Genomic DNA, 20,655 nt, shown 5'->3' with positions numbered 1-20,655 from the left:
GAGGTGAATCCCCACGTCGAACGGGTCAACGTGGAGACCCTGGAGTGGCTCGTCGCCTCGGGAATGCTGGGCGACGGGAAGATGATGGAGAGCTACAGGCAGGCGAAATACGGCTGGCTCGGCGCGCGCACCTACCCCTACGCCGAGCATCACACGCTCCGCCTGGTGACCGACTGGTGCGTGTGGCTGTTCGCCTTCGACGACGCCTTCTGCGAGTCGGACCGCCGTGCCGCGGAGATCGCCCGCGCGCTGCCCCAGTTCTACGCCGTCCTGGAGGATCTGGACACGGGCGACGAGGTGGACGACGTGTTCGCGAAGTCGCTGCTGGAGATCAAGGGCAGGATCGCCGCCTACGGGGACGACGACCAGCTCGACCGCTGGCGAGCCGTCACCAAGGACTATCTGTTCGCCCAGGTCTGGGAGGCCGCCAACCGCGAGGACAAGGTGGTGCCCCCGGTGGAGGACTACATCTTCATGCGGCGCAGGACCGGGGCCATGCTCACCGTCTTCGCCCTGATCGACGTCGCCACCGGCCGTCCCCTCACCCCCGGCGAATGGCGCCACCCCGGGATCCGCGCGATCACCGAGAGCGCCAACGACGTCGTCGTCTGGGACAACGACCTCATCTCCTACGCCAAGGAGAGCGACGGCGGCAACTCCCGCAACAACCTGGTGAACGTGCTGGCCAGGCACCGGGGCTACTCCAGGCAGGGCGCGATGGAGGTGATCGGCCGGATGCGCAACCGGGCCATCGCCCACATGGTCGAGCTGCGCCCGTCACTGGAGGCGCTCGGCTCGGAGGCGGTGCTCGCCTATGTGCGCGGCCTGGAGTTCTGGATCAGCGGCAGCGTCGACTACTCGCTGACCAGCTCTCGCTACACGCTCGCCTGGCAGCAGACCCGGCGGCCGGCAGGGACGTGATCACACCTGGGGGAGCGGGTCGCCGGGCTCCTGGTCGCCGAGCGCCAGCTCGATCAGCTCCTCCAGGTTCAGCCTCTTGCCGTCGGCGAACGCCTCCTCGTGCGCCCTGTCGCCCATGACGCGCCTGCACTCCTTGACACATCGGTCGTGCTCGGCGTTGAAGAACGGCGAGTTCATCCGGGGCATCCCGAAGGTCCGCCAGTTCGCCTGACCGGCACCCATCAGCTGCGAGGCGAGCACCGGCTGCCCGTCCTCCAGCGCCTGCTTGGCGACCACCTCGATCGCCAGGCCGATGCCGAGCACATCGTGGAAGTGGCGCTTGAGCCGGAGCGACTCGCGTGCGTTGGCCATGGCCTCGGAGCCGCGGCCCATCGCCTGATAGACGCAGGCCAGCGCGTAGATGGCGTACGAGCGCAGCCACAGCTCGCCGCGCTGGGTGCAGACCATGACGCAGTCGCGCAGCAGCACCTCGGCCTCGTCGGGGTCGTTCTGCATGAGCAGCACCATCGACAGCTCGACGATCGAGGGGAGCAGTCCCGGGTTGAGCTCCCGGCCGCTCTTGTGGAACTCGATCGCGACACCGAGCAGCGCGCTGGCCTTCTGCAGGTCGCCTTGGAGGAACGCGGCGGTGCCGAGCATCTTGGTGGACAGGATGACCGCGCCGGAGTCACCCACCCGCACGGCGTCCGAGCTGCACCTCTCGGCGGCCTCGACAGCCCCGGAGATGTTGCCCTGGGCGCTGTTGATGTAGGAGAGCACCCACAGCGCCTTGCACCGTTCCGGGCTTGGCTGGGGCGTCAGCTCCAGGGTCCGCTCCAGGTACAGCCTGCCCTCGCGGCCCAGCCCGCAGGCCACCCACATGAACCAGAGCGACGACAGCAGCCTGAGCCCGGCCTGCACCTCGCCGGGGGTGCTCAGGCAGTACTCCAGGGCCACCCGGACGTTGTCGTGCTCGTGGCGCATCCGGACGTACCAGTAGACCTGGCGGGCGCCCGACCAGGCGTCCTCGCTCCTCTTGGCCAGCTGCAGGTAGTAGTCGCGGTGCCGCTCCCGGATGCGGCCGGTCTCGCCCAGCTTCTCCAGCCACTCCTCGCCGTACTGGCGCAGCGTGTCGATCAGCCGGTAGCGGTGCCCGGAGGGCGTGTCGACGCTCAGCAGGATCGACTTCTCCACCAGGCTGGAGACGAGGTCCATGATGCGCTCGCCGGGCAGGTTGTCCTCCGAGCACACCTGACGGGCCGCGTCCAGCTCGAAGTCGCCGGCGAAGACCGACAGCCGGGCCCAGAGCAGCCGCTCCGCCGGCTCGCACAGCTCGTGGCTCCAGCCGATCGCGGCGCGCAACGTCTGGTGCCGGGGCAGCGCCGTACGGCTGGCGCCCGCGAGCAGGCTGAACCGGTCGGCCAGCAGGCCGAGGATCTGCTCCACCGACAGCGCCCGCATCCGCACGGCGGCCAGCTCGATGGCGAGCGGGATGCCGTCCAGGCGGCGGCAGAGCTCCGCCACCGGGCCGATGTTCTGCTCGTCGAGCACGAAGTTGGGCACCACCGCACCGGCCCGCGCCGCGAAGAGCTGCACGGCCTCGTTGGTGAAGGGGCTCTCGCCGGGGAAGTCGCCGGGGACGGTCAGCGGCGGGATGGTGACGGTGTGCTCACCCCGGGCGTTCAGCGACTGGCGGCTGGTCGCCAGGATGGTCAGGCCCCCGGCGCTGCTCAGCAGCTCCTCGAAGAGCATGGCGCACGCGTCGACCAGGTGCTCGCACGTGTCGATGATCAGAAGGACCTCACGGTCGCCCAGCCACTCGACCAGCGTCTCGTCCGCCGTGCGGGACGACTGGTCGGCGATCCCGAGAGCGGAGGTGATCGTGTGCCGGACCATGCCGGAGTCCTGCAACCTGGCCAGGTCGGCGAACCAGATGCCGTCCCTGAACCGGCCCCTCATCAGATGCGCGATGCGCAGCGCCGTACGGGACTTGCCCACCCCGCCGATGCCGGTCACGGTGACCAGCCGATGCTCGCCGAGGCGCTGCCGGAGAACGGTCAGGAGCCTGGTGCGCCCCACGAAACTGGTTAGCTCGTTGGGGAGATTGCCGTCTCGCCGCCATCCTGATGGCGTTGCCATGGCCGCCTCACGGGGGTAGCTGACACCTGCCCTCGCATCGTACTCGGCTGCGCCGCCGCTGTCCCCGGGGCCGAGGGCGCCGGGAGCCGGCCTTTCCCCCGGGGCGGAAACGGCGCGCCGTGACGCTGGCTAGCATGGACGGGTGACTCCGCTTGAGCCCGACGACCTGCGCCCCGTCGACATCTCCGACGACGGCCCGCCGATCCTTCCCGACTCCACCCGTGACGACACCGATCTCGGGTGGGGCGGGTGGCACGAGCCCGACGACAACGACGCACGGCTGCTGGAGGACCGCCCGCCCCACTGGGGCTGAGCCCCGCCGGTCATGACACCACGTCCCCGCGCCGGAACCGGCGGAAGGCGAAAGCGGTCAGGATCGCCGAGTAGGCGATCGACACGGCCACGCCCCTGACCATGCCGCCATACTCCGGTTGCGGCGCGAGGGCGTCCAGCCAGGCCGTGTTCCAGAACGTCGGGAGAAACTCCCGGAGCGAGCCGAGTGCCTCCACCGCCTGCAGGATGTTGCTCACGATCACCAGGCCGACCGCGCCGCCGACCGCGCCGAGCGGGGAGTCGGTGCCCGTCGAGAGCAGAAAGGCCAGTGCGGCGGCCGTGAACTGGCTGACCAGCACGTAGCCGACCACGACGCCGAAGCGCGGCAGCACCTCCAGCGCGGCGACGGTCTCGCCGGTGCCGGGAACCCGCACGTCGTTCCAGCCGAACGCCAGCGTCCCGGCCAGCAGCGCCATCAGCGGCAGGCAGACCACCGCGGCGGCCGAGTAGGCCAGCGCGACGATCAGCTTCTGCCGGAGCAGCCGGTCGCGGGGGATCGGGGCGGCCAGCAGATAGCGCAGCGAGGACCAGCCGGCCTCGCTGGCCACGGTGTCGCCGCAGAACACCGCCACCGCGACGACCAGCAGGAAGCTCGCCGACACCGACAGCGCGAACGCGGCGAAGTTCAGCCCGCCCTCGGTCGCCAGATCCGAGACGCGCAGTGCGGTTCCCGGCTGGCCCGACCCGGCGCCGACCTTGAACGCGATCACCAGGATCCACGGCAGCGCGAGCAGCAGGCCGAACATCACCAGCGTGCGGCGCCGCCTGAACTGGCGGACGAACTCCACCGAGAGCGGCAGCGTGCGCCCGGCCAGGTAACCGGCGGCCGAGCCGTCCTGCCGGAATCGCCCGCGCCCGGCCGCCGGGCCCGCCTCCCGGGAGCCGGATCCGGCGGCCGGTCCGGCCTCCGGCGGGCCGTCTTTGGCCGGGTCGCCGGTGAGGATCCCGCCGGAACCGTTGACGTCGCTCATCGAAACTCCTTAAGCGTGGAGACTCCGGGCTTCAGCCGTGGGGAGGAGGTCAACTCTTCTCTCCGATCAGGTCCAGGAACACGTCCTCCAGGCGGATGGATGAGCCGTTGGCGGAGGTGCGGCCGCGCAGCAGCTCACTCACCGGGCCGGCCGCGACGAGGCGCCCGCGGTGCATGACGACCACGTGGCCGCAGGTCTGCTCCACCTCGGCGAGCAGGTGGCTGGAGACGATGACCGTACGGCCCCGGGCGGCGTAGGAGATCAGGACCTCGCGCATCTCCCGGATCTGGGGCGGGTCGAGGCCGTTGGCGGGCTCGTCGAGGACCAGTAGGTCGGGCAGGCCGAGCATGGCCTGGGCGATGGCCAGGCGCTGGCGCATGCCCTGGGAGTAGGTCCGCACGGTACGGTCCAGCGCGCCGCCGAGCCCGGCGATCTCCAGGGCCTCGGCGAGATGGGCGTCCTCGGCGGGGCGGCCCGTCGCCCGCCAGTAGAGCTCAAGGTTGGCCCGGCCGGTCAGGTGCGGCAGGAATCCGGGCCCCTCGACGAACGAGCCCAGCCGGGACAGGACCGGCGCGCCGGGGACGACCCGGTGGCCGAAGATCCGGATCTCGCCCGCGTCGGGGTGGATCAGTCCCATCAGCATCCGCAGGGAGGTTGTCTTGCCCGCGCCGTTGGGGCCGAGCAGGCCGAGCACCTGGCCGTGCTCCACCGTGAAGGAGAGCCCGTCCACCGCGGGTTCGCCGTTGCGGTACGCCTTGGTCAGGCCGTCGATCCGCAGCGGGACCCCGGCCAGGGCCGGGTCGTACTCGCCGGGGTCGCGCCGGCGCCCGGCGAGCAGCAGGACCGCCGCGACGGCCAGGGCGGATGCCGGGAGCGCCCAGGTCCACCAGGCGGGACCGCCGGCGGGGGTGCGCAGCGAGGCGTCGGTGGGAACGGTCAGGACCGGTGAGGCCAGCCCGATCTCGTAGACGGCGGGGGTGGAGGGCGAGCTGTAGCCCAGGTCGGTGGTGGTGAACGCGACACGCAGCCGGTGCCCGGCCTCGAAGCGGTGGTCGACGGCGGGCAGGGTGACCGTGGCCTCGCCGCCGCCGCCCGCGGGGATGTCGATCCTGACCGGGGCGACCAGGCCTTTGGGCAGCAGCGGCGCCTGCGCGCCGCCCGCCACGTCGTAGAGCTTGGCGAACAGCGTCGCCTCCGTCGGGGCCGCCCGGCCCGGCCTGGGCGCGCCCCCCGGGGCCGCGGGAGGTCCCTCCTCGACGGACCTCACCCGTACCGTCACCGTGGAGCCGCCGGTGACCTGGAGCGGGGCGGTGAGCGGGGCGGAGTCGAAGAAGGCGCTCTGGCCGGCCACGTCCATCGACACGCTCAGATTGCCGGCGCCGCCGGTGAGCCCCGCGAACCCGGGGACGGAGGAGATCGAGGCGGGCGAGCCGCCCGGCGGGCTCGCCACCAGCTGGCCGGGGCCGCTCACCGGCACCGTGACCTCGGCGGCGCCGGACAGGCCCGGATAGCGGTCCGCGGTGGCGTGCAGCTGGACGGGGCGGCGGGTGCCGGGGTCGCGCCCGCCGTCGCGGGTGACGGTGAACGGGCTGTTCACCCGGTCGGCGCCGGCGGTCTCGCGCAGGTGGTGGTCGAACCAGCCGAGGGTCTGCTCGTGGATCCAGTCGACCTCGCCGCTGCCGCCGTCGTGGCCGCCGTCGAACCAGGCGACGCCGACCGGGGCGCCGGTCGCCGCGATCGCCCTGGCGTTGGCGTCCGCCTGGCCCAGTGTGAACAGAGAGTCGCGCAGCCCCTGGAGCAGCAGCGTGGGGATCCTGATCCTGCCGGGTACGGAGATCGGGCTGGATCTGCGCAGCGTCTCGACCGCGTCCGGTGTCGCCCGGCCGGTCTCGGCCACCCGCTGGTAGACGGCGCAGATCTCCGGCAGGAACCGGCCGCACCGGGCCTCCTGCGCGGTCGTGGGCCCGCCGGGCTGGGCGGCGTCCGCCTGGCCGGGCCTGGCGGGCCGGGCCGCCCCGCCGCCGGCCGACGGCGCCGGACCCGTGGCCGGACCGCCCCGGCTGAAGAACAGCCCGGCCCACATGCGCTTGAACACCCCGTTCTCCGGCCCCCGGCCGCCCGCGTCGGGGAAGAGCGCGTCGGCCAGGTCGTACCAGGTGATCTGGGGGACGATCGCGTCGATCCTGTCGTCGTAGGCGGCGGCCATCAACGCGATGGCCCCGCCGTAGGAGCCGCCCGTGACGCCCACCCGGGGGTCGCCGCCCGCGTCGAGCCGGACCTCGGGCCGGCGGGCCAGCCAGTCCACCAGCCCGCGGACGTCCTTGACCTCGTAGTCGGGGGAGTTGAGCGCGATCTGCCCGGTGGAGCGGCCGAAACCCCGCGCCGACCAGGTCAGTACGGCGTAGCCCTCTCCCGCCAGCCGTGCCGCCGCGTCCCGGACGCTCTCCTTGCTGCCGCCGAAGCCGTGGGCCAGCAGCACCGCGGGGGCCCTGCCGCCTCCGGCGGGCGGGAAGAAGCTCGCGTCGAGTGTGACCCGCTGGTCGTCGCCCGGACCGTCGATCACCGTGATCCTGTGGTCCTGAGCCTCCACCGCGGGCGCCGACGGCCAGAGCCACCAGGCCGAGGCGCCGACGACCAGCACGGTGACCACGGCGACCCAGATGACGGGCCTTCCCCCAAGCTTCATGCGGCGAGCCTACTGACGGCGGCTGAGAGGTGGCTGAGACCGTTCCGCGATGGCCGGAGAGCCTTCCGAAGGGGTGAAATTTTCCGACATATCACCTATAAAAGGCAACTAGTTGGACAGAGAGGTCAACCCCTACCGATCTCTCAGGGATGTTCCCGATTGCGGACCAAGGTAAAGGGCGGGCATCATTTCGCGCGTGAAGTCAGTCCTGAGCTTGAGAAGAAGAGCCGCCCTGGTCATCCAGTGGGCCCTGCCGTACTGGACCAGGGGGAAGGCGGGCCGTGAGACGCCGGAGGCCCTGTTCCGGGTCCTCTACCTCGGCTGGCTGGTGGCCTTCTCCTTCAAGGTCCTTGGCGCGTCCTGGGACGTCTCGTGGCACTTCAAGTGGCTCCGCGACGACCTGGCGCCACCCCACCTGCTCAACAGCGTCGGCACGGCCATCGCCCTCGCGCTCACCGTCGCCCACCTCTACACCGGCTACGGCGTGGACAGAACGGCCCAGCGCCTGATCGGCTGGGGCACCGGGATCTTCCTGGTCGCGGTCCCGCTCGACCTGATCAACCATCGTGTCAACGGGCTCGACATCACCTCGTGGAGCCCGTCTCACATGATGCTCTACTTTGGCACGTTCCTGATGATCGCCGGGGTGATCCGAGGCTGGTTCATGGGCGCCCCCGCAGGGCGGACACGGACGATGGTGCTCGGCGGCCTCTTCGTGTTCCTGTTCGAGAACGTCTGGTTCCCGGCCCAGCACCAGGAGTACGGCGTGTTCGGTATCGCCGCCTGGGACCGGGGACAGCCGGAGGCCGAGCCCATCCTGCTGCAGTTCGCCGCCGACCAGATGGGCCGCGCGGTGGACCGGAAGATGGTGGTCAACTTCGCGCTGCCGGTCCCCGACCAGGTGTATCCGCTCTACGCCGCGGCCGTCGCCGTGATCGTCCTGGTCTTCGCCCGCGCCATGATCGGCCGGACGTTCGCCGCCACCGCGGTGGCCGCCTCCTACATCGCCTACCGCACGCTCATCTGGCCGCTCCTCGCCCTCGCGGACTTCCCGCACTCGGCGGTGCCGATCTTCCTGATCGCCGGGGCGCTCGCCGTCGACCTCGCGTTCCTGATCCGCGTCCCGCCGCTCCGGGCACTGGTCGGCTCGCTCGCCGCCACCGTCCTGGTGGACCAGGCGCTCCGCCTGCAGAGCATGGCGTTCCTCACCCCGCCGCTGGTGCCGCCGCTGACCATGCTGATCGGCGGGGCGCTGCTCACCGCCCTGTGGCTCGGCGGCGAGTGGGCACTGACCCGCCACCGGCTCCGGGCTCAGGATATGGAGGCCGTGGTCAGCGCCACCGCGACTCCGTAGGCCAGGCCCATCACGGTGAGCTCCGCCGCGGCCCAGGTGACGACGGCGGTCCCCCGCCCCGCCGCGACGTGCGGCAGCAGCCGGAATCGGATGTGGGCGGCGAACGGGATCAGCAGCGCCACGCAGACGGTCTTCGCCACCACGAGCGGTCCGTACTCTCCGGCGAACAGCGCCCCGGGCAGCTCGACCCCCTGGGTGAGGGCGATCGTGGCCAGGCCGTTCACCAGGCCCGAGAGGCTCACCACGACCAGCGCCAGGGTCGCCAGCCGGGAGAACCTCGGCAGGACCCGCGCCAGCAGCTCACGGTCTCCGGCGACCAGCAGGACGATCGTGAGCAGCCCGCCGGTCCAGGCGGCGGCGCCCATCACGTGCAGTTCCATCGAGATCATGATGGGGTCGTGCCAGATGGAGTTCACCGCGTGGCCGGTGACGGGGATCGGCAGCAGGCCGAAGAAGGCGATCACGATCCTCAGCTCCGCCGGGACCTTCTCGCCGAACCGCACGGCCAGCAGCCCGATCCCGGCGTAGCCGAGCGCGCAGGCGGCGCTGAAGAGCATCCCCTGGCCCGCGCCGACGTTGTCGACGTACTCGGCGATCATCCCCGGTGTCGGGACCGGTCCCGGGTTGAGCTCGGCGGTCTGGAAGACGATGACGACCAGCGCCAGCACCGCCCACGCCCACGCGAACGTCACCGCGGCCGGCCGGGCCCGGCGCATCACCGGCTCGGTCCGGTCCGGGTCGTCGAACCCGAGCAGCTTCGGCAGCAGGCTCAGCCCGACCACGGCCACCGCCGCCAGGTCCAGCAGCACCCGCAGCACCGGCAGGCCGTACTCCACGAGCGGGCCGGGGATCGCGATCCCCGGCACCGCCTCCTGCGAGGTGAACGCGGTCGCGGCCAGCACGGCGATCAGGGCTCCCGAGACGAACCCGCCGGCCACCAGTCGCCGGACCGTTCCCGCCTCCGAGGGCCGCTCCAGGGTCGCCGTCATCGCGGTGCCCCCGGCCCCCCGGTACGGCGCAGCGCCACGACGGTGGCCCCGCCCAGCACGACGAGCGCGCCGACGATCCAGAGCACCGCCATCCCGGCCCCGCCGTTCTGCGCGGCCTCGGCCGCCTGGGCGCTCAGGTCGGGCGCCTGCGACGCGGTCGCCGGGGTGGCGCCCGCGGTGGCGGCCGGCTGCGCGGCGGTGCCGGTGCCCGCGGCGGTCAGGGTGAAGGTCACCTTGCCGGCCACCGGGTGACCGTCGGAGGACAGGATCCGATATCCCGCCACATACCGCCCAGCCGGGCCCAGGGGCCTGACGCCGACGCTGACCCGCGCCCCGTCCACGGCCGTCCCGCCGTCCTCCCAGCGCGTCCCGTCGGGACCGGTCACACTGATCTGCGCGAAGCCCCGCCGTACCGACTGGTCGAAGGTGAGGGTGATCCTCTCCGGTCCGGCGGCGAGCCGGGCGCCGTCCTTGGGGTCGCTGCCGATCAGCACGTTGTGGGCCTGCGCCGGGGTGACCACGCCCAGGAGCGCGGCGCCCGCGAACAGCAGGACGGTCAGTAGCCGCCTCACCGATCGTGGCCTTCCTTTGGGTCTGTCATGACCCGGCCATGCTCCCATCCCCGCCTTCCGCCGTGGGAACCGAGTGAGGTCCATACTCACCCACTCGGCGGGACGCCGCGCGGACCGTGGCGCCCGCCCGTCCGCCAAGGCGGTCCGGGGGGTGCCGCCGGAGGGGCGTACCGCGTACTATTCCGAGCATGCCTCGCGTTTTTGGGCGCCTGGGCGACGCTGCGAGCACGGAGTACGAGGCACATGAGCACTGTCCAGCCGGTTTCCGACCTTCCGGCGGCGCTCGCCGAACCGACCCGCAGGGTGGGCCCGCGCTGGGTGGCCTTCATCTCGCTGGCCAACCTGGCGCTGTGGATGGGCTACTTCGGCCCGCTCCAGGTGCTCCTTCCCTCGCAGGTGGCGCAGATCGCGCCCGGTGGCAAGGAGGCGGCTCTGGCCCTGGTCACCGGGGCGGGGGCCGCGGTGGCGATGCTCTGGAACCCGATCGCCGGAGCCCTGTCCGACCGGACCGCGAGCCGGTTCGGGCGCCGGCATCCCTGGTCGCTGGCGGGGGCGCTGGCCGGCGCCGGGGCCATGGTCCTCCTGGCCGGGCAGACCACGATCCTCGGCATGGCGGTCGGCTGGTGCCTGGTGCAGGCCGGGCTCAACGCGATGCAGGCCTCGCTCACAGCGGGGGTGCCCGACCACGTGCCGGTGAGCCAGCGGGGTGAGGTGTCGGGCTGGGTGGGGATTCCGCAGTCGCTGGGGGTGGTGATCGCCGTGGTGCTGGTCACCGTGGTCACCACCACCACCGAGTCCGGATATTTCCTGATAGCGGCGCTGATCCCGCTCTGCGTGCTCCCCTTCGTCCTCACCACCCCGGACCCCCGGCTGACGGCCAGGCCGCGCTTCGAGCTCGGCGCCTTCCTCAGGGGTTTCTGGATCAGCCCCCGCGCCCACCCCGACTTCTTCTGGGCCTGGCTGACCCGGTTCCTGATGCAGCTCGGCAACGCCGTCGCCACGCTCTACCTGCTGTACTTCCTCACCGACGCGGTCGGCTACGAGCGGCTCTTCCCCGGTGAGAAGGCGGAGAACGGCCTGCTCACACTGATCCTGATCTACACCGCGGCCGTGGTCCTGACCGCCGTCGTCGCGGGTGTGGTCTCCGACCGGCTCGGCCGCCGCAGGCTCCTGGTCACGGTCTCCGGCCTGATCAGCGCGGTGCCCGCGGTCATGCTCGCGTTCTGGCCGCAGTGGCCGGTGGCCATGGTCGCGGCCGCGATCCTGGGCGCCGGCTTCGGGATCTACCTTTCGGTCGACAACGCCCTGGTCACCGAGGTTCTGCCGACCGCCGAGGGGCGCGCCAAGGACCTGGGTGTCATCAACATCGCCAACTCCGGACCACAGGTCCTCGGCCCCGTCATCGCCGGTCCCATCGTGGCGAGCTTCGGCGGCTACCCCGCCCTCTATCTGGTCTCCGCCGTGCTGGTCCTGGTCGGCGCCGTCCTGGTGACGAGGATCCGCTCCGTCCGCTGACCCCGCCCGCGGTCCCCTGACGCGGAAAGTCCTAGTGCGGAAAGTCCTCGGCGGGTATGAGGTCCACCGTGTCGGTGTGGCGTCCTTCACTCCGCGTGTTAGTCGGGCCACCCTCCATCCGTTTAGTGATCTTCCGGTAGCCGAACGTAGTGGAATCCTTCTTCCATGGCAGCGGTACCCGCTCCCCGACCCCTCTTGGGAGCCGTGCTTCTGTTGTTCGTCAGCGTCGCCTGGGGGTCGGCTTTCCCGCTGATGAAGGACCTCATCACCCGCATGCCGGTGGCGGACCTGCTCACCGAGCGGTACGCGGTCTCGGCGTTCGCCCTGCTCGCGCTGCGCCCGCGCTGCCTGCGCGGACTCTCCGAGAGCACCTGGCCGACCGGCGTCTGCCTTGGCCTGCTGTTCGGCGTGGGCCAGACGGCCCAGGCGGTCGCGCTGCGCGACCTGCCCTCGTCGATCTCGGGCTTCACCGTCGGCTCCTACGTGGTGATCACCCCCATCCTCGGGCTGATACTGCTCGGCGCCGGCGTCTCGGGGCGCACCTGGGCCGCGGTGGCGCTGGCCGCGGCGGCGATGACGCTCTTCACCCTGCTCAGGGGGGCCGAGGACGGCGCGGTCTCGCTGCCGGCCCTGGCCGTCACCCTGCTGTCGGCCGTACTGTACGCCGGGCACACGCTGATGCTCGGCAACCTCGCCAGGGCGCGGCGCGACGCCTACGCGATCACGGTGATCCAGCTCGGCACCATCGCGCTGCTGGCGGGTGTCCTCGCCCTGCCGGACGGTCTCACCCTGCCCAGCTCGCCGGGTGACTGGGTGATACTCGCCCACCTGTCACTGGTGGCCTGCGCCCTGGGGTTCCTGGCCCGCTCCTTCGGGCAGCTCCACGTGCCGCCGGCGCCCGCCGCGGTGATCCTGTCGGCTCAGCCGCTCTGGGTGACCGCCCTGGCCGTCGCGATGTACGGCGAGCGGCTCACCTGGACCGTCTTCCTCGGGGGAGGGCTGATCGCCCTGGCCATGCTCCTGGTCGTGCTGCCCCGGGGGCTGCTCAGCGCAGTGTGTCGGGGGAGAGGCCCAGTTCCTTCGCGGTAGCCGTACGGACGAACTCGGCCAGGCGGCCCCGGGGCAGCAGGCGCTTGTGCACGGTCACCTGGGTGGACAGGCCGTCGATGAGCGAGACGATCCGCCAGGTCGCGCCGTCGGGGTCGGAGCAGGTGAAATCGCCCGCCTCGGCGCCCTCGTCGATGATCGCGCGCAGGGTCTGCTTCCAGCGAAGGTCGGTCCTGCGGGACATCTCCTCCAGCTCGGCGTTGCGCATCGACTCCGCCCAGGCGTCGATCCACAGTGCCCACGACTTGGACCTGCCGGTCGGGGAGTAGAGCCTGAGCAGGGTGCGCAGCCGCTCCACCGGAGGGCCGCCCGCCCTCTCCAGCTTGATGAGACCCTCCAGGTCGCGCTGGGCCGCGTAGTCCAGGGCCAGCGCGAACAGTTTCTCCTTGGTCTGGAAATGGTAGAACAGCAGCGCCTGGCTGACCCCGGCGGCCTGAGCGATGTCCGCCGTCCGCGTGTGCCCGAAACCTCGGACCGCTATGACGTCGCAGGCGGTCCGGAGTAGATCTTCGCGACGTAGTCGCCCAAATCCCCGTGCCACATGGGAACCCTAGCGGTTTAGGGGGAGACGCAACACGAAACGTGCGCCTTGGGGGCTGTCTTCCAGCGTCAGGGTTCCGCCGTGCGCCTCGGCGACCTCCCTGGCGATGGGCAGTCCCAGGCCGGTGCCCCCGGCGTCCCTGTTGCGTGAGGCGTCGAGCCGGGTGAACCGGCGGAAGACCACGTCCCACTGGTCGCGGGCGATCCCGGCGCCGTCGTCGAGCACCTCCAGAACGGCCGTGTTCCCGTGCGCTGCCACGCTCACCGTGATCCGCGAGGCCGCGTGCCGCTGGGCGTTGTCCATCAGATTGGTCAGCAGCCGTGCCAGCCGCAGCCGGTCACCGGTCACCGTGACCCCGGACCGCAGCTCGCGGACCACCTTGACACCGCGTTTGCGGCGCCCCAGCTCCTCCTCGCACAGCCTGCTCAGGTCGACCGGCTCCGCGAAGGCGGGTGCGCCGGAGTCGAGCCTGGCCAGCATCAGCAGATCGGAGACGATCGCCTGGAGCCGGTCCAGGCTGGTCAGCATCTCGTGCGCCTTCGCCTTCCAGTCGGTGTCCTCGGGGTAGTGCAGCGCCTCCTCCACCTGGGTGCGCATGGCGGTGAGTGGGCTGCGCAGATCGTGGGAGGCGTCGGAGGTGAACCTGCGCTGCTGCTCCGCCGCGGCCTCCAGCCGGTCCAGGGTCTGGTTGATCGTCATGGCCAGCTGCCTGATCTCGTCCCAGGCCGGAGGCACCGGCACCCGGCGGCCGAGGTCGGTCGCGGTGATCTCGGCCAGTTCGCTCCTGATCGCGTTCACCGGGACCAGCACCCGTGTCACCGCGTGATGGACCCCGAACCCGGTCAGCGTCACCAGCAGCAGATAGGTGCCGACGATGATGGTGAACAGGCCGGGATGGACGTACCAGGGGACGACGTCGTCGGCGGAGTAGACGATCCAGTCGCCGTCCGGCTGGTGGATCCGGAAGGTCGCCACGACCATGCAGCGGCCGGGGAACCGGGGGAGGTCGCAGCTCTCCCGGAACGTCCTGATGCTTCCCGGCGGGGGGAGGAACTCCGCGATTCGCGGGGCGCCGTACAGGTTCGGGGTCGACGAGACGACCCGGCCTCTCGGGTCCAGGACCTGGATGCCGCCGGACGTCCGCGGCGGCAGTACGGCGGGCAACCGCCCCCTCAGCGTCAGGTTCAGGGTCTCCAGGGTGGCGTCGCCGATCTCCCGGGCCTGGAAACCGCCTGCCAGGTTGTACAGCGAGAGTGTGGCGACCACGGTGAGGATGAGGCCCGACAGGGCGGCGACGGTGATGGCGATCAACGTCAGCCGGGTCCGCACGGACCACGTGTGCCGCGTGACCATGCCAACCTCCCCCGAGGTCAGACGAGCGCATTAGACGGAATAATTGCCGTTTCCTGGCCATCCATGGCTAAGCGGGGGCAAAGATCCTCCCTGCTTCCGCTGTAGAGCATTGCCCGGCGTGGTCGTTCCGTGGCGGGTTAGAGTAAGCGGGCACTGACGAGAGCCCGGACGGATCCTCAGGAGCACCGAGGGATCCCCGAGCCCGTCTCGCCGGCCCGCTGGAGCTCCGAGGGAGGAGTCCCATGCCCGATATCAGCGCGCTCCCCGGCTTCTACCGGATCGCCGGGGCGGACCCGGACCGCCGGGCGGTGATCGGCACCGGTGGCACGGTGATCACCTTCGGTGAGCTGCTCGCCAGGGTCAACCAGGTCTCGCACGGGCTGCGGGCCAGAGGGCTCGCCGAGGGGGCCGTGGTCGCCGGGGTGCTGCCGGCTGGTGTCGACGCGCTGGTGATGCTGCTGGCCACCGGGCAGACGGGGCTGTACTACGTGCCCGTCGACCGGCACCTGACCGACGCCGAGATCACCTACGTCCTGGCCGACTGCGGTGCCGAGGTCGTGGTCACCGGGCCGGGCCGTCCGGTGAACGGCACCCTCGACGCCGGTGACGGCGGTGTTGCCGGCAGATCCCCCGGCGGGCCCGCCGGGGGATCTGCCGGCTGGGCCGGCGGCGTCGCAGACCTGGCCGAGGGGCAGCCGGTGACCGCCCCCGGCGGCAGGTCGGCGGGGAGCGTCATGTGGTACACCTCGGGCACCACCGGCCTCCCCAAGGGGGTGCGGCGGCCACTGCCCGGCACCGAGCCCGAGGCGACGATCCCGCTCGCCACCTGGTTCCTCGGCGAGATCTGCGACCTGCGGCCGGGTGACGGCGTCCACCTGGTGACCGCGCCGATGCACCACTCCTCGCCGTGCGCCCACAGCGTGTTCGCGCTCCACCTGGGTCACACCCTGGTCATCGCCCCCCGCTTCGATCCGGTCACCGTCCTGGAACTGATCGACAGGCACCGGGTGACCAACTCCATGATGGTCCCGACGATGTTCCACCGGATGCTGCGGCTGCCACAGGAGGTCCGGGACGGGTACGACCTCTCGTCGCTCCGGCAGGTGATCCACACCGGCGCGGCCTGCCCGGTGGCCGTCAAGAGGGCGATGACGGACTGGTGGGGCCCGGTGCTGTACGAGTACTACGGCTCCACCGAGTCGGCCATCGCCTTCTCCGTCAAGCCGCGCGACTGGCCGGCACGCCCCGGCACGGTCGGCCGCCCGGCCCCGGGTTTCGAGGCGAGGATCCTCGGCCAGGACGGGCGCGAGCTCCCGGCGGGCGAGCCCGGCATGATCTACATCAAGTCGGGTATCGGCGGTTTCCAGTATCACGGGGACCCTGAGAAGACCGCCCTGAGCATGCGTGGCGAGTGGTACGCCTCCGGCGACATCGGCTTCCTGGACGAGGACGGATTCCTGTTCCTGTGCGACCGCCGTACCGATCTCATCGTCTCCGGCGGGGTGAACATCTATCCCGCGGAGATCGAGGCGGCGCTGCTTGAGCACTCGGCGGTCGCCGACGTCGCGGTCATCGGCGTGCCCGACGAGGAGTGGGGGCACCGGGTGGTCGCGCTGGTCCAGCCGATGCCCGGCCCCCGGCCGTCCGCGCGGGAGCTGCTGGACCACCTCGGTCCGCGCCTCGCCCGCTTCAAGCACCCCAAGGTCGTCGAGTTCCGCGACGAACTGCCCCGCACCCCCGGCGGAAAGCTCTCCCGCTCCAGGCTCCGGGAGGAGTATCCGGCCGGATAGCGCCTCGTGCGGGGGCGGCGCCCCTACAGAGTGATCCATTCGGTGGAGACGGTGACCTCGTCAAGGATGTCGGGAACGGGGTCGACGCCGATGCCGGGGCCGGTGGGCACGGGCAGGTGGCCGTCTCGCAGGACGAACGGTTCGGTGATGTCGGTGGCGTAGTAGCGGTGGGAGCCGGAGGTGTCGCCGGGCAGGGTGAAGCCGGGCATGGCGGCCAGTGCGAGGTTGGCGGCACGGCCGATGCCGGTCTCCAGCATGCCGCCGCACCACACCGCCAGGCCGTGGGCGCGGGCCAGGTCGTGGATACGGCGGGCCTCCAGGTAGCCGCCCACGCGGCCGGGTTTGATGTTGATGATCGAGCAGGCGCCCAGGCTGATCGCGGCGGCGGCGTGCTCGGCGGACTCGATGGACTCGTCCAGGCAGAGCGGGGTGGTGAGCCGGGGGGCGAGCCGAGCGTGCTGGACCAGGTCGTCGTTGGCGAGGGGTTGTTCGATCAGCAGCAGGTCGTAGGGGTCGAGTCTGGCCAGGTGGGGCGCGTCGGCGAGGGTGTAGGCGGCGTTGGCGTCGACCTGCAGGAGCAGGTCGGGGCCGAACCGCTCGCGCACGGCGCGGACCGGGGCCAGGTCCCAGCCGGGCTCGATCTTCAGTTTGATCCGCCGGTAGCCCTCGGTGAGGTAGCCCTGGACGGTGTCCAGCAGCTCGGGGATGGAGTTCATGATGCCGATCGACACTCCGCAGGGCACCTGGTCGGCGGAGGCGCCCAGGAAGGCGGCCAGGGACTGGCCGCCGATGCGCAGCTGCGCGTCCAGTACGGCGGTCTCCAGGGCGGCCTTGGCCATGCGGTGGCCCTTGAAGGGGTGCAGGGCGCGGCCGACGGTGTGGGCGTCGGGGTGGGCGGGCAGGGCGGGGATGAGGAAGCGGCGCAGGACCTCGGCGGCTCCGTCGACGTATTCCGGGGAGTAGAGCGGATCGGTCATGGCCACGCATTCGGCCCAGCCCTCGGCGTCGGGGGTGACGACTCGCAGCAGCAGGACGTCGCGTTCGGTCTCGGTGCCGAAGGAGGTGCGGAAGGGCGCGACCAGTGGCATCGCGATCCGCCGTAGTTCGATTCCGGTGATCTTCATGGTGGTGTGCGGCGTGGGCCGCGTCTCCGTTCCGTTGTTCTGTTCCGTTGTTCGCCGGCCCTCTTGGGCGGGCCCCTGGGCGGGCTTGGCCGTACGGGCGGCCGGATGGGGCGACGGGGTCAGCCGGTCCGTTCCACGATGTAGCCCGATTCGGGGTGGAAACCGGTGACGGCGGCCCCCTGCCCCAACAGGCCGCCCAGGACCTCGCGGACGGCGTGCCGCCAGGCGCGGGCGGCCCGCGGATCGGCGCGGCGCAGGGTCTCGACGTCGCGGGGGACGGCCACCAGGATCACGGCGGCGTCGACGGTGCCGACGACGGGCCGGTCGTGCCGGTCGCGCAGCCCGGCCGCGGCGCCGGCCGGGACCGCGGGGGTGTACGGGTTACCGGCGGCGGCGGCGATCACGTGGGGGGCGTTCAGCCGCCAGCGGACCAGGATCCGGTCCGACTCGTCGCCGACGTTGATCGCATCGTCCATGGTGCCGTAGAAGGACGGCAGGTAACTCTCGGGGCGGGCGCCGAGCTTGACCAGGTTGAAGTGGGCGTTGCGGCGGACCAGCGGATCGTAGGTCCAGGTGATGTGCTCCAGGCCGCGTTCCAGCGCCCAGGCGCGCTGGTGCTGCTTGAGGGCGAACCCGACGCCCCTTCCAGAGGGGGCGCCGGTGACGTGGGAGTGCAGGACGTGCCCGGCCGGGGCGGCCAGGAAGCCGACCGAGGCGCCGACCAGCAGATCGTCCCGGTAGGCGCCGGCCACGTAGTTGCCCGCGTGCGACAGCGCCCGCATCAGCTCCACACTGATCGGCGTGTCGCCCGATTCGGGGCGCCAGATCTCGTCGAACAGCCGGCGGACCCGCTCGAACTCGCCGAGGTCGAACAGCTCGGCGACCCGCACCCCGGCGACCCCGGCCGCCCCCTCCGCGGCCTTCCCCGCCTCGGCCGCGACCTCCGCCGCGCTCTCGGCCGCGTTCTTCACGGCGGCCTCGGCGCGTACGTCCTCGGAGGAGGGGCCGGTCATCCGCCGTCCTCCGCCGACGGAGACGCGGCCTCCCTCAGCCGGCCCCGGAACTCCCCCGACGGGGCCGCGGTCCCTCCCGCCGGGGCGGCGACCGCCCCCGCACCCGTCCAGGTGTCCCCCGCGAGCACCGCGCCGATCAGCCCGGCCAGCAGTCTCGTCCTGCCGGGCATATCCGCGACGACCACGTGCTCGTGGGCGGCGTGCGCGCCGCCACCCACCGCGCCCAGCCCGTCGAGCGTCGGGCAGCCGACCCCCGCGGTGAAGTTCCCGTCCGAGGCGCCGCCCACGGCCACCCCCCGCAGCGGCTCCATACCCAGATCCTCCGCGATCCGGCAGGCCAGCTCGAACAGGCGCGCCGAGGAGGACTCCTCCAGCGGAGGACGGTTCGGCCCCCCGCTCACCTCCAGACGGGTCCCCGGAAGACGGGGAACGAGCGCCCGCACCAACCCGTCCACGCGGCCCTGCTCGGCGATGCTGGGAACCCTGACGTCCACGGCCACACGCGCCAGCGCGGGCACCGTGTTGACCGTGGTCCCGCCGGACAGCACGGTCGGCGTCACCGTGGTCTCTCCGGAGCCCATCGCGCCGAGCGCGAGAATCTGATGGGCCAGCTCGATCCCGGCGTTGGCCCCCTTCGCGGGCTCCAGACCCGCGTGGGCGGCCCTGCCGTGCACGGTGACCCGGTAGTCGGAGGTGCCCTTGCGCGCGGTCTTGAGCGCCCCGCCGTCGGCGCTCGCCTCCAGCACGAACGTGGCCGTGCACCCGCGGGCCGACTCCTCGATCAGGGCGCGCGACGACGTCGAACCGACCTCCTCGTCACCGGTGATCAGCAGGCGGACCCCCTCCGGCGACGGCAGGGCCGCCAGCGCGTGGAACATCTGCACCAGCCCCGCCTTCATGTCGAACACGCCCGGTCCGCGGGCGATCCCGTCCACGAGCGACCAGGGAAGCTCGCGCAGCGTCCCGACCGGCCAGACGGTGTCGTGGTGGCCGACCAGCAGGACCCGGGGCGTGCCGAAGGTCCACCGCAGATGGGTGACCCCGTCGATCACGATCGTCTCCGGCGGCGCGCCGAGCCTGCCGCGCCCCTGGTCCCCCACCACCCCGGCGCTACGCGCCACCGCGGCGTGGTCGGCGGAGAAGGACTCGCAGGTGACGAGCTCCTCCAGGTCGTCGAGCATCACATCGAGGTTCAAGCGTGTCTCCCCAGTTCGGCACGGAACAGGCGCAGAACATTGTCGCCGAGGATCTTGACGATCTCCTCGTCCGCGAAGCCGTGTTTGAGTAGCGCGTCGGTGACCGAGGACAGTCCGGAGGGACCGGCGAGCCCCGGGATCGCCGCCATGATGTCCAGGCCGCTGAAGCCGGACACCTCGCAGCACGGCGGGGTGACGTCGTGCACGACCTCGCGGACGAAGTCGGGGCCGAGTCCCACGTGGTCGATCCCGGCGACGCCCACGACGTGCTCGATGTGGTCCACCAGGCGGTCCACGGTGTAGTCGGCGGGATCCTCGGCGAGGAGTGCCGGCAGGAAGTTCACGCAGACCACCCCGCCGGTCGCGGCGACCGCGCGGATCTGGTGGTCGGTGAGGTTACGGTGATGATCGCGCAGGGCCCGGGCCGAGGAGTGGGTGGCCATCACCGGCCGGGTCGCCAGTTCCAGCACGTGGGCGACGCCGGAGGCGCTCAGGTGCGAGACATCGAAGATCATGCCGAGGCGCTCCATCTCCCGGAACGCCGCCACACCCGCCGAGGTGAGCCGGCTGCCGGTGGCCTCCTCGCCGCTGCCGTCCGCGAGAGCCGTACGGCCCCAGTGCGCGATCGAGGCGATCCGCACGCCCAGCCGGTACAGCGTGGGCAGCAGTTCGACGCTCGTGTCCAGGCCGGGGGCGCTCTCCAGCGCCAGTACCAGGGCCATCCTCCCCTCGCCGAGGGTCTCGTCGATCTGGGCGCCGTCCAGGCAGAGCCGTACCGTGTCCGGGTTGCCCTCGGCCAGCGTGTGCGCGCACTCGATCATGCGCAGGGTCTGCCTGAGCGCTCCCTCCGGCCGATACCGGTCGTCCACGAAGACCGGGAGCACCTGGAGATTCACCCCGCCCTCGTGAAGCTGGGGCAGCCAGCGTTCCCTGAAGAACGACGCCCACCGCTGCGGGGGCCTGGCCGCGACCGCCATCAGCAGGTCGTTGTGGGTGTCGGCGACCACGGCGTCGCGGTGCAGTTCGGTGAACACGGGCGGTCCTTCGTCGCGGGTGGCTCTCGTCTGTCACG

Annotated in this window: 17 protein-coding genes; 6 read left to right on the top strand and 11 right to left on the bottom strand. The window is 71.8% G+C overall.

All coding sequences use genetic code 11. From position 1 onward, the window contains the following. Positions 1-3 precede the first annotated feature (3 nt). Positions 4-921: a 4-epi-cubebol synthase gene (locus ACWEF2_RS23250; RefSeq protein WP_453818364.1), complete on the top strand. Its 918-nt coding sequence runs from the start codon at positions 4-6 to the stop codon at positions 919-921. Here the strand turns inward: ACWEF2_RS23250 and ACWEF2_RS23245 are convergent, their stop codons facing one another. Next, positions 922-2,979, bottom strand: a complete 2,058-nt coding sequence (locus tag ACWEF2_RS23245) for an ATP-binding protein (protein ID WP_453818362.1) — start codon at positions 2,977-2,979, stop codon at positions 922-924. It abuts the gene before it with no gap. 202 nt (positions 2,980-3,181) lie between these two features. Here ACWEF2_RS23245 and ACWEF2_RS23240 point away from each other — a divergent pair, with 202 nt between their 5' ends. Further along, the gene (locus tag ACWEF2_RS23240) at positions 3,182-3,352 is read left to right on the top strand and encodes a hypothetical protein (RefSeq protein ID WP_355599090.1); all 171 of its coding nucleotides are present in this window, start codon (positions 3,182-3,184) and stop codon (positions 3,350-3,352) included. Positions 3,353-3,362: 10 nt separating this feature from the next. Here ACWEF2_RS23240 and ACWEF2_RS23235 read toward each other — a convergent pair whose 3' ends face one another. Both ACWEF2_RS23235 and ACWEF2_RS23230 read right to left on the bottom strand, forming a co-directional pair. Continuing rightward, entirely contained in the window at positions 3,363-4,343 is a 981-nt protein-coding gene (locus ACWEF2_RS23235; RefSeq protein WP_453818360.1) for an ABC transporter permease, read from the bottom strand. Positions 4,344-4,392: 49 nt separating this feature from the next. Continuing rightward, on the bottom strand, positions 4,393-7,029 hold the full coding sequence (locus ACWEF2_RS23230; protein ID WP_453818358.1) for a CocE/NonD family hydrolase: 2,637 nt from the start codon (positions 7,027-7,029) through the stop codon (positions 4,393-4,395). A gap of 214 nt (positions 7,030-7,243) precedes the next feature. Between ACWEF2_RS23230 and ACWEF2_RS23225 the strand changes: the two genes are divergently transcribed. After that, positions 7,244-8,383, top strand: coding sequence for a hypothetical protein (locus ACWEF2_RS23225; protein WP_453818356.1), 1,140 nt, complete (start codon positions 7,244-7,246; stop codon positions 8,381-8,383). Here ACWEF2_RS23225 and ACWEF2_RS23220 read toward each other — a convergent pair. Then, positions 8,341-9,372, bottom strand: a complete 1,032-nt coding sequence (locus ACWEF2_RS23220; protein ID WP_453818354.1) for a copper resistance D family protein — start codon at positions 9,370-9,372, stop codon at positions 8,341-8,343. The two genes, ACWEF2_RS23225 and ACWEF2_RS23220, sit on opposite strands and share 43 nt — an antisense overlap. Then, positions 9,369-9,944 (bottom strand): copper resistance CopC family protein, encoded by a 576-nt coding sequence (locus ACWEF2_RS23215; RefSeq protein WP_453818352.1) that lies wholly within the window; start codon positions 9,942-9,944, stop codon positions 9,369-9,371. Before ACWEF2_RS23215 ends, ACWEF2_RS23220 begins: the two co-directional genes overlap by 4 nt. A gap of 243 nt (positions 9,945-10,187) precedes the next feature. Between ACWEF2_RS23215 and ACWEF2_RS23210 the strand changes: the two genes are divergently transcribed. Both ACWEF2_RS23210 and ACWEF2_RS23205 read left to right on the top strand, forming a co-directional pair. Next, complete coding sequence (locus ACWEF2_RS23210) at positions 10,188-11,459, top strand: MFS transporter (protein ID WP_453818350.1); 1,272 nt, start codon at positions 10,188-10,190, stop codon at positions 11,457-11,459. A gap of 204 nt (positions 11,460-11,663) precedes the next feature. After that, on the top strand, positions 11,664-12,548 hold the full coding sequence (locus ACWEF2_RS23205; RefSeq protein WP_453818348.1) for a DMT family transporter: 885 nt from the start codon (positions 11,664-11,666) through the stop codon (positions 12,546-12,548). On the opposite strand, the gene ACWEF2_RS23200 is transcribed toward ACWEF2_RS23205, so the two are convergent. Then, positions 12,505-13,107 carry a TetR/AcrR family transcriptional regulator gene (locus tag ACWEF2_RS23200; protein ID WP_355599082.1) on the bottom strand — a complete coding sequence of 201 codons (603 nt, stop codon included), beginning with the start codon at positions 13,105-13,107 and terminating at the stop codon, positions 12,505-12,507. The genes ACWEF2_RS23205 and ACWEF2_RS23200 overlap by 44 nt on opposite strands. Before the next feature lie 9 nt (positions 13,108-13,116). Continuing rightward, the gene (locus ACWEF2_RS23195; RefSeq protein ID WP_453818345.1) at positions 13,117-14,460 is read right to left on the bottom strand and encodes a sensor histidine kinase; all 1,344 of its coding nucleotides are present in this window, start codon (positions 14,458-14,460) and stop codon (positions 13,117-13,119) included. 242 nt (positions 14,461-14,702) lie between these two features. Here ACWEF2_RS23195 and ACWEF2_RS23190 point away from each other — a divergent pair, with 242 nt between their 5' ends. Further along, complete coding sequence (locus ACWEF2_RS23190; protein ID WP_453818343.1) at positions 14,703-16,250, top strand: AMP-binding protein; 1,548 nt, start codon at positions 14,703-14,705, stop codon at positions 16,248-16,250. 23 nt (positions 16,251-16,273) lie between these two features. Here the strand turns inward: ACWEF2_RS23190 and menC are convergent, their stop codons facing one another. The 4 genes from menC to ACWEF2_RS23170 form a co-directional block, all read right to left on the bottom strand. Next, positions 16,274-17,374 carry an o-succinylbenzoate synthase gene (gene menC, locus ACWEF2_RS23185; protein WP_453818341.1) on the bottom strand — a complete coding sequence of 367 codons (1,101 nt, stop codon included), beginning with the start codon at positions 17,372-17,374 and terminating at the stop codon, positions 16,274-16,276. 119 nt (positions 17,375-17,493) lie between these two features. After that, the gene (locus tag ACWEF2_RS23180; protein WP_453818339.1) at positions 17,494-18,387 is read right to left on the bottom strand and encodes a GNAT family N-acetyltransferase; all 894 of its coding nucleotides are present in this window, start codon (positions 18,385-18,387) and stop codon (positions 17,494-17,496) included. Next, a complete protein-coding gene (locus tag ACWEF2_RS23175; RefSeq protein ID WP_453818337.1) occupies positions 18,384-19,583 on the bottom strand; it encodes a M20 family metallopeptidase in 1,200 nt (399 codons plus the stop codon). The genes ACWEF2_RS23180 and ACWEF2_RS23175 overlap by 4 nt, the downstream gene beginning before the upstream one ends. Beyond that, positions 19,580-20,617 carry a dipeptidase gene (locus ACWEF2_RS23170; protein ID WP_453818336.1) on the bottom strand — a complete coding sequence of 346 codons (1,038 nt, stop codon included), beginning with the start codon at positions 20,615-20,617 and terminating at the stop codon, positions 19,580-19,582. The genes ACWEF2_RS23175 and ACWEF2_RS23170 overlap by 4 nt, the downstream gene beginning before the upstream one ends. Positions 20,618-20,655 lie beyond the last annotated feature (38 nt).

The sequence above is a fragment of the Streptosporangium sp. NPDC004631 genome, assembly GCF_053601935.1.
This window is presented reverse-complemented; position numbering and strand designations above follow the sequence as displayed.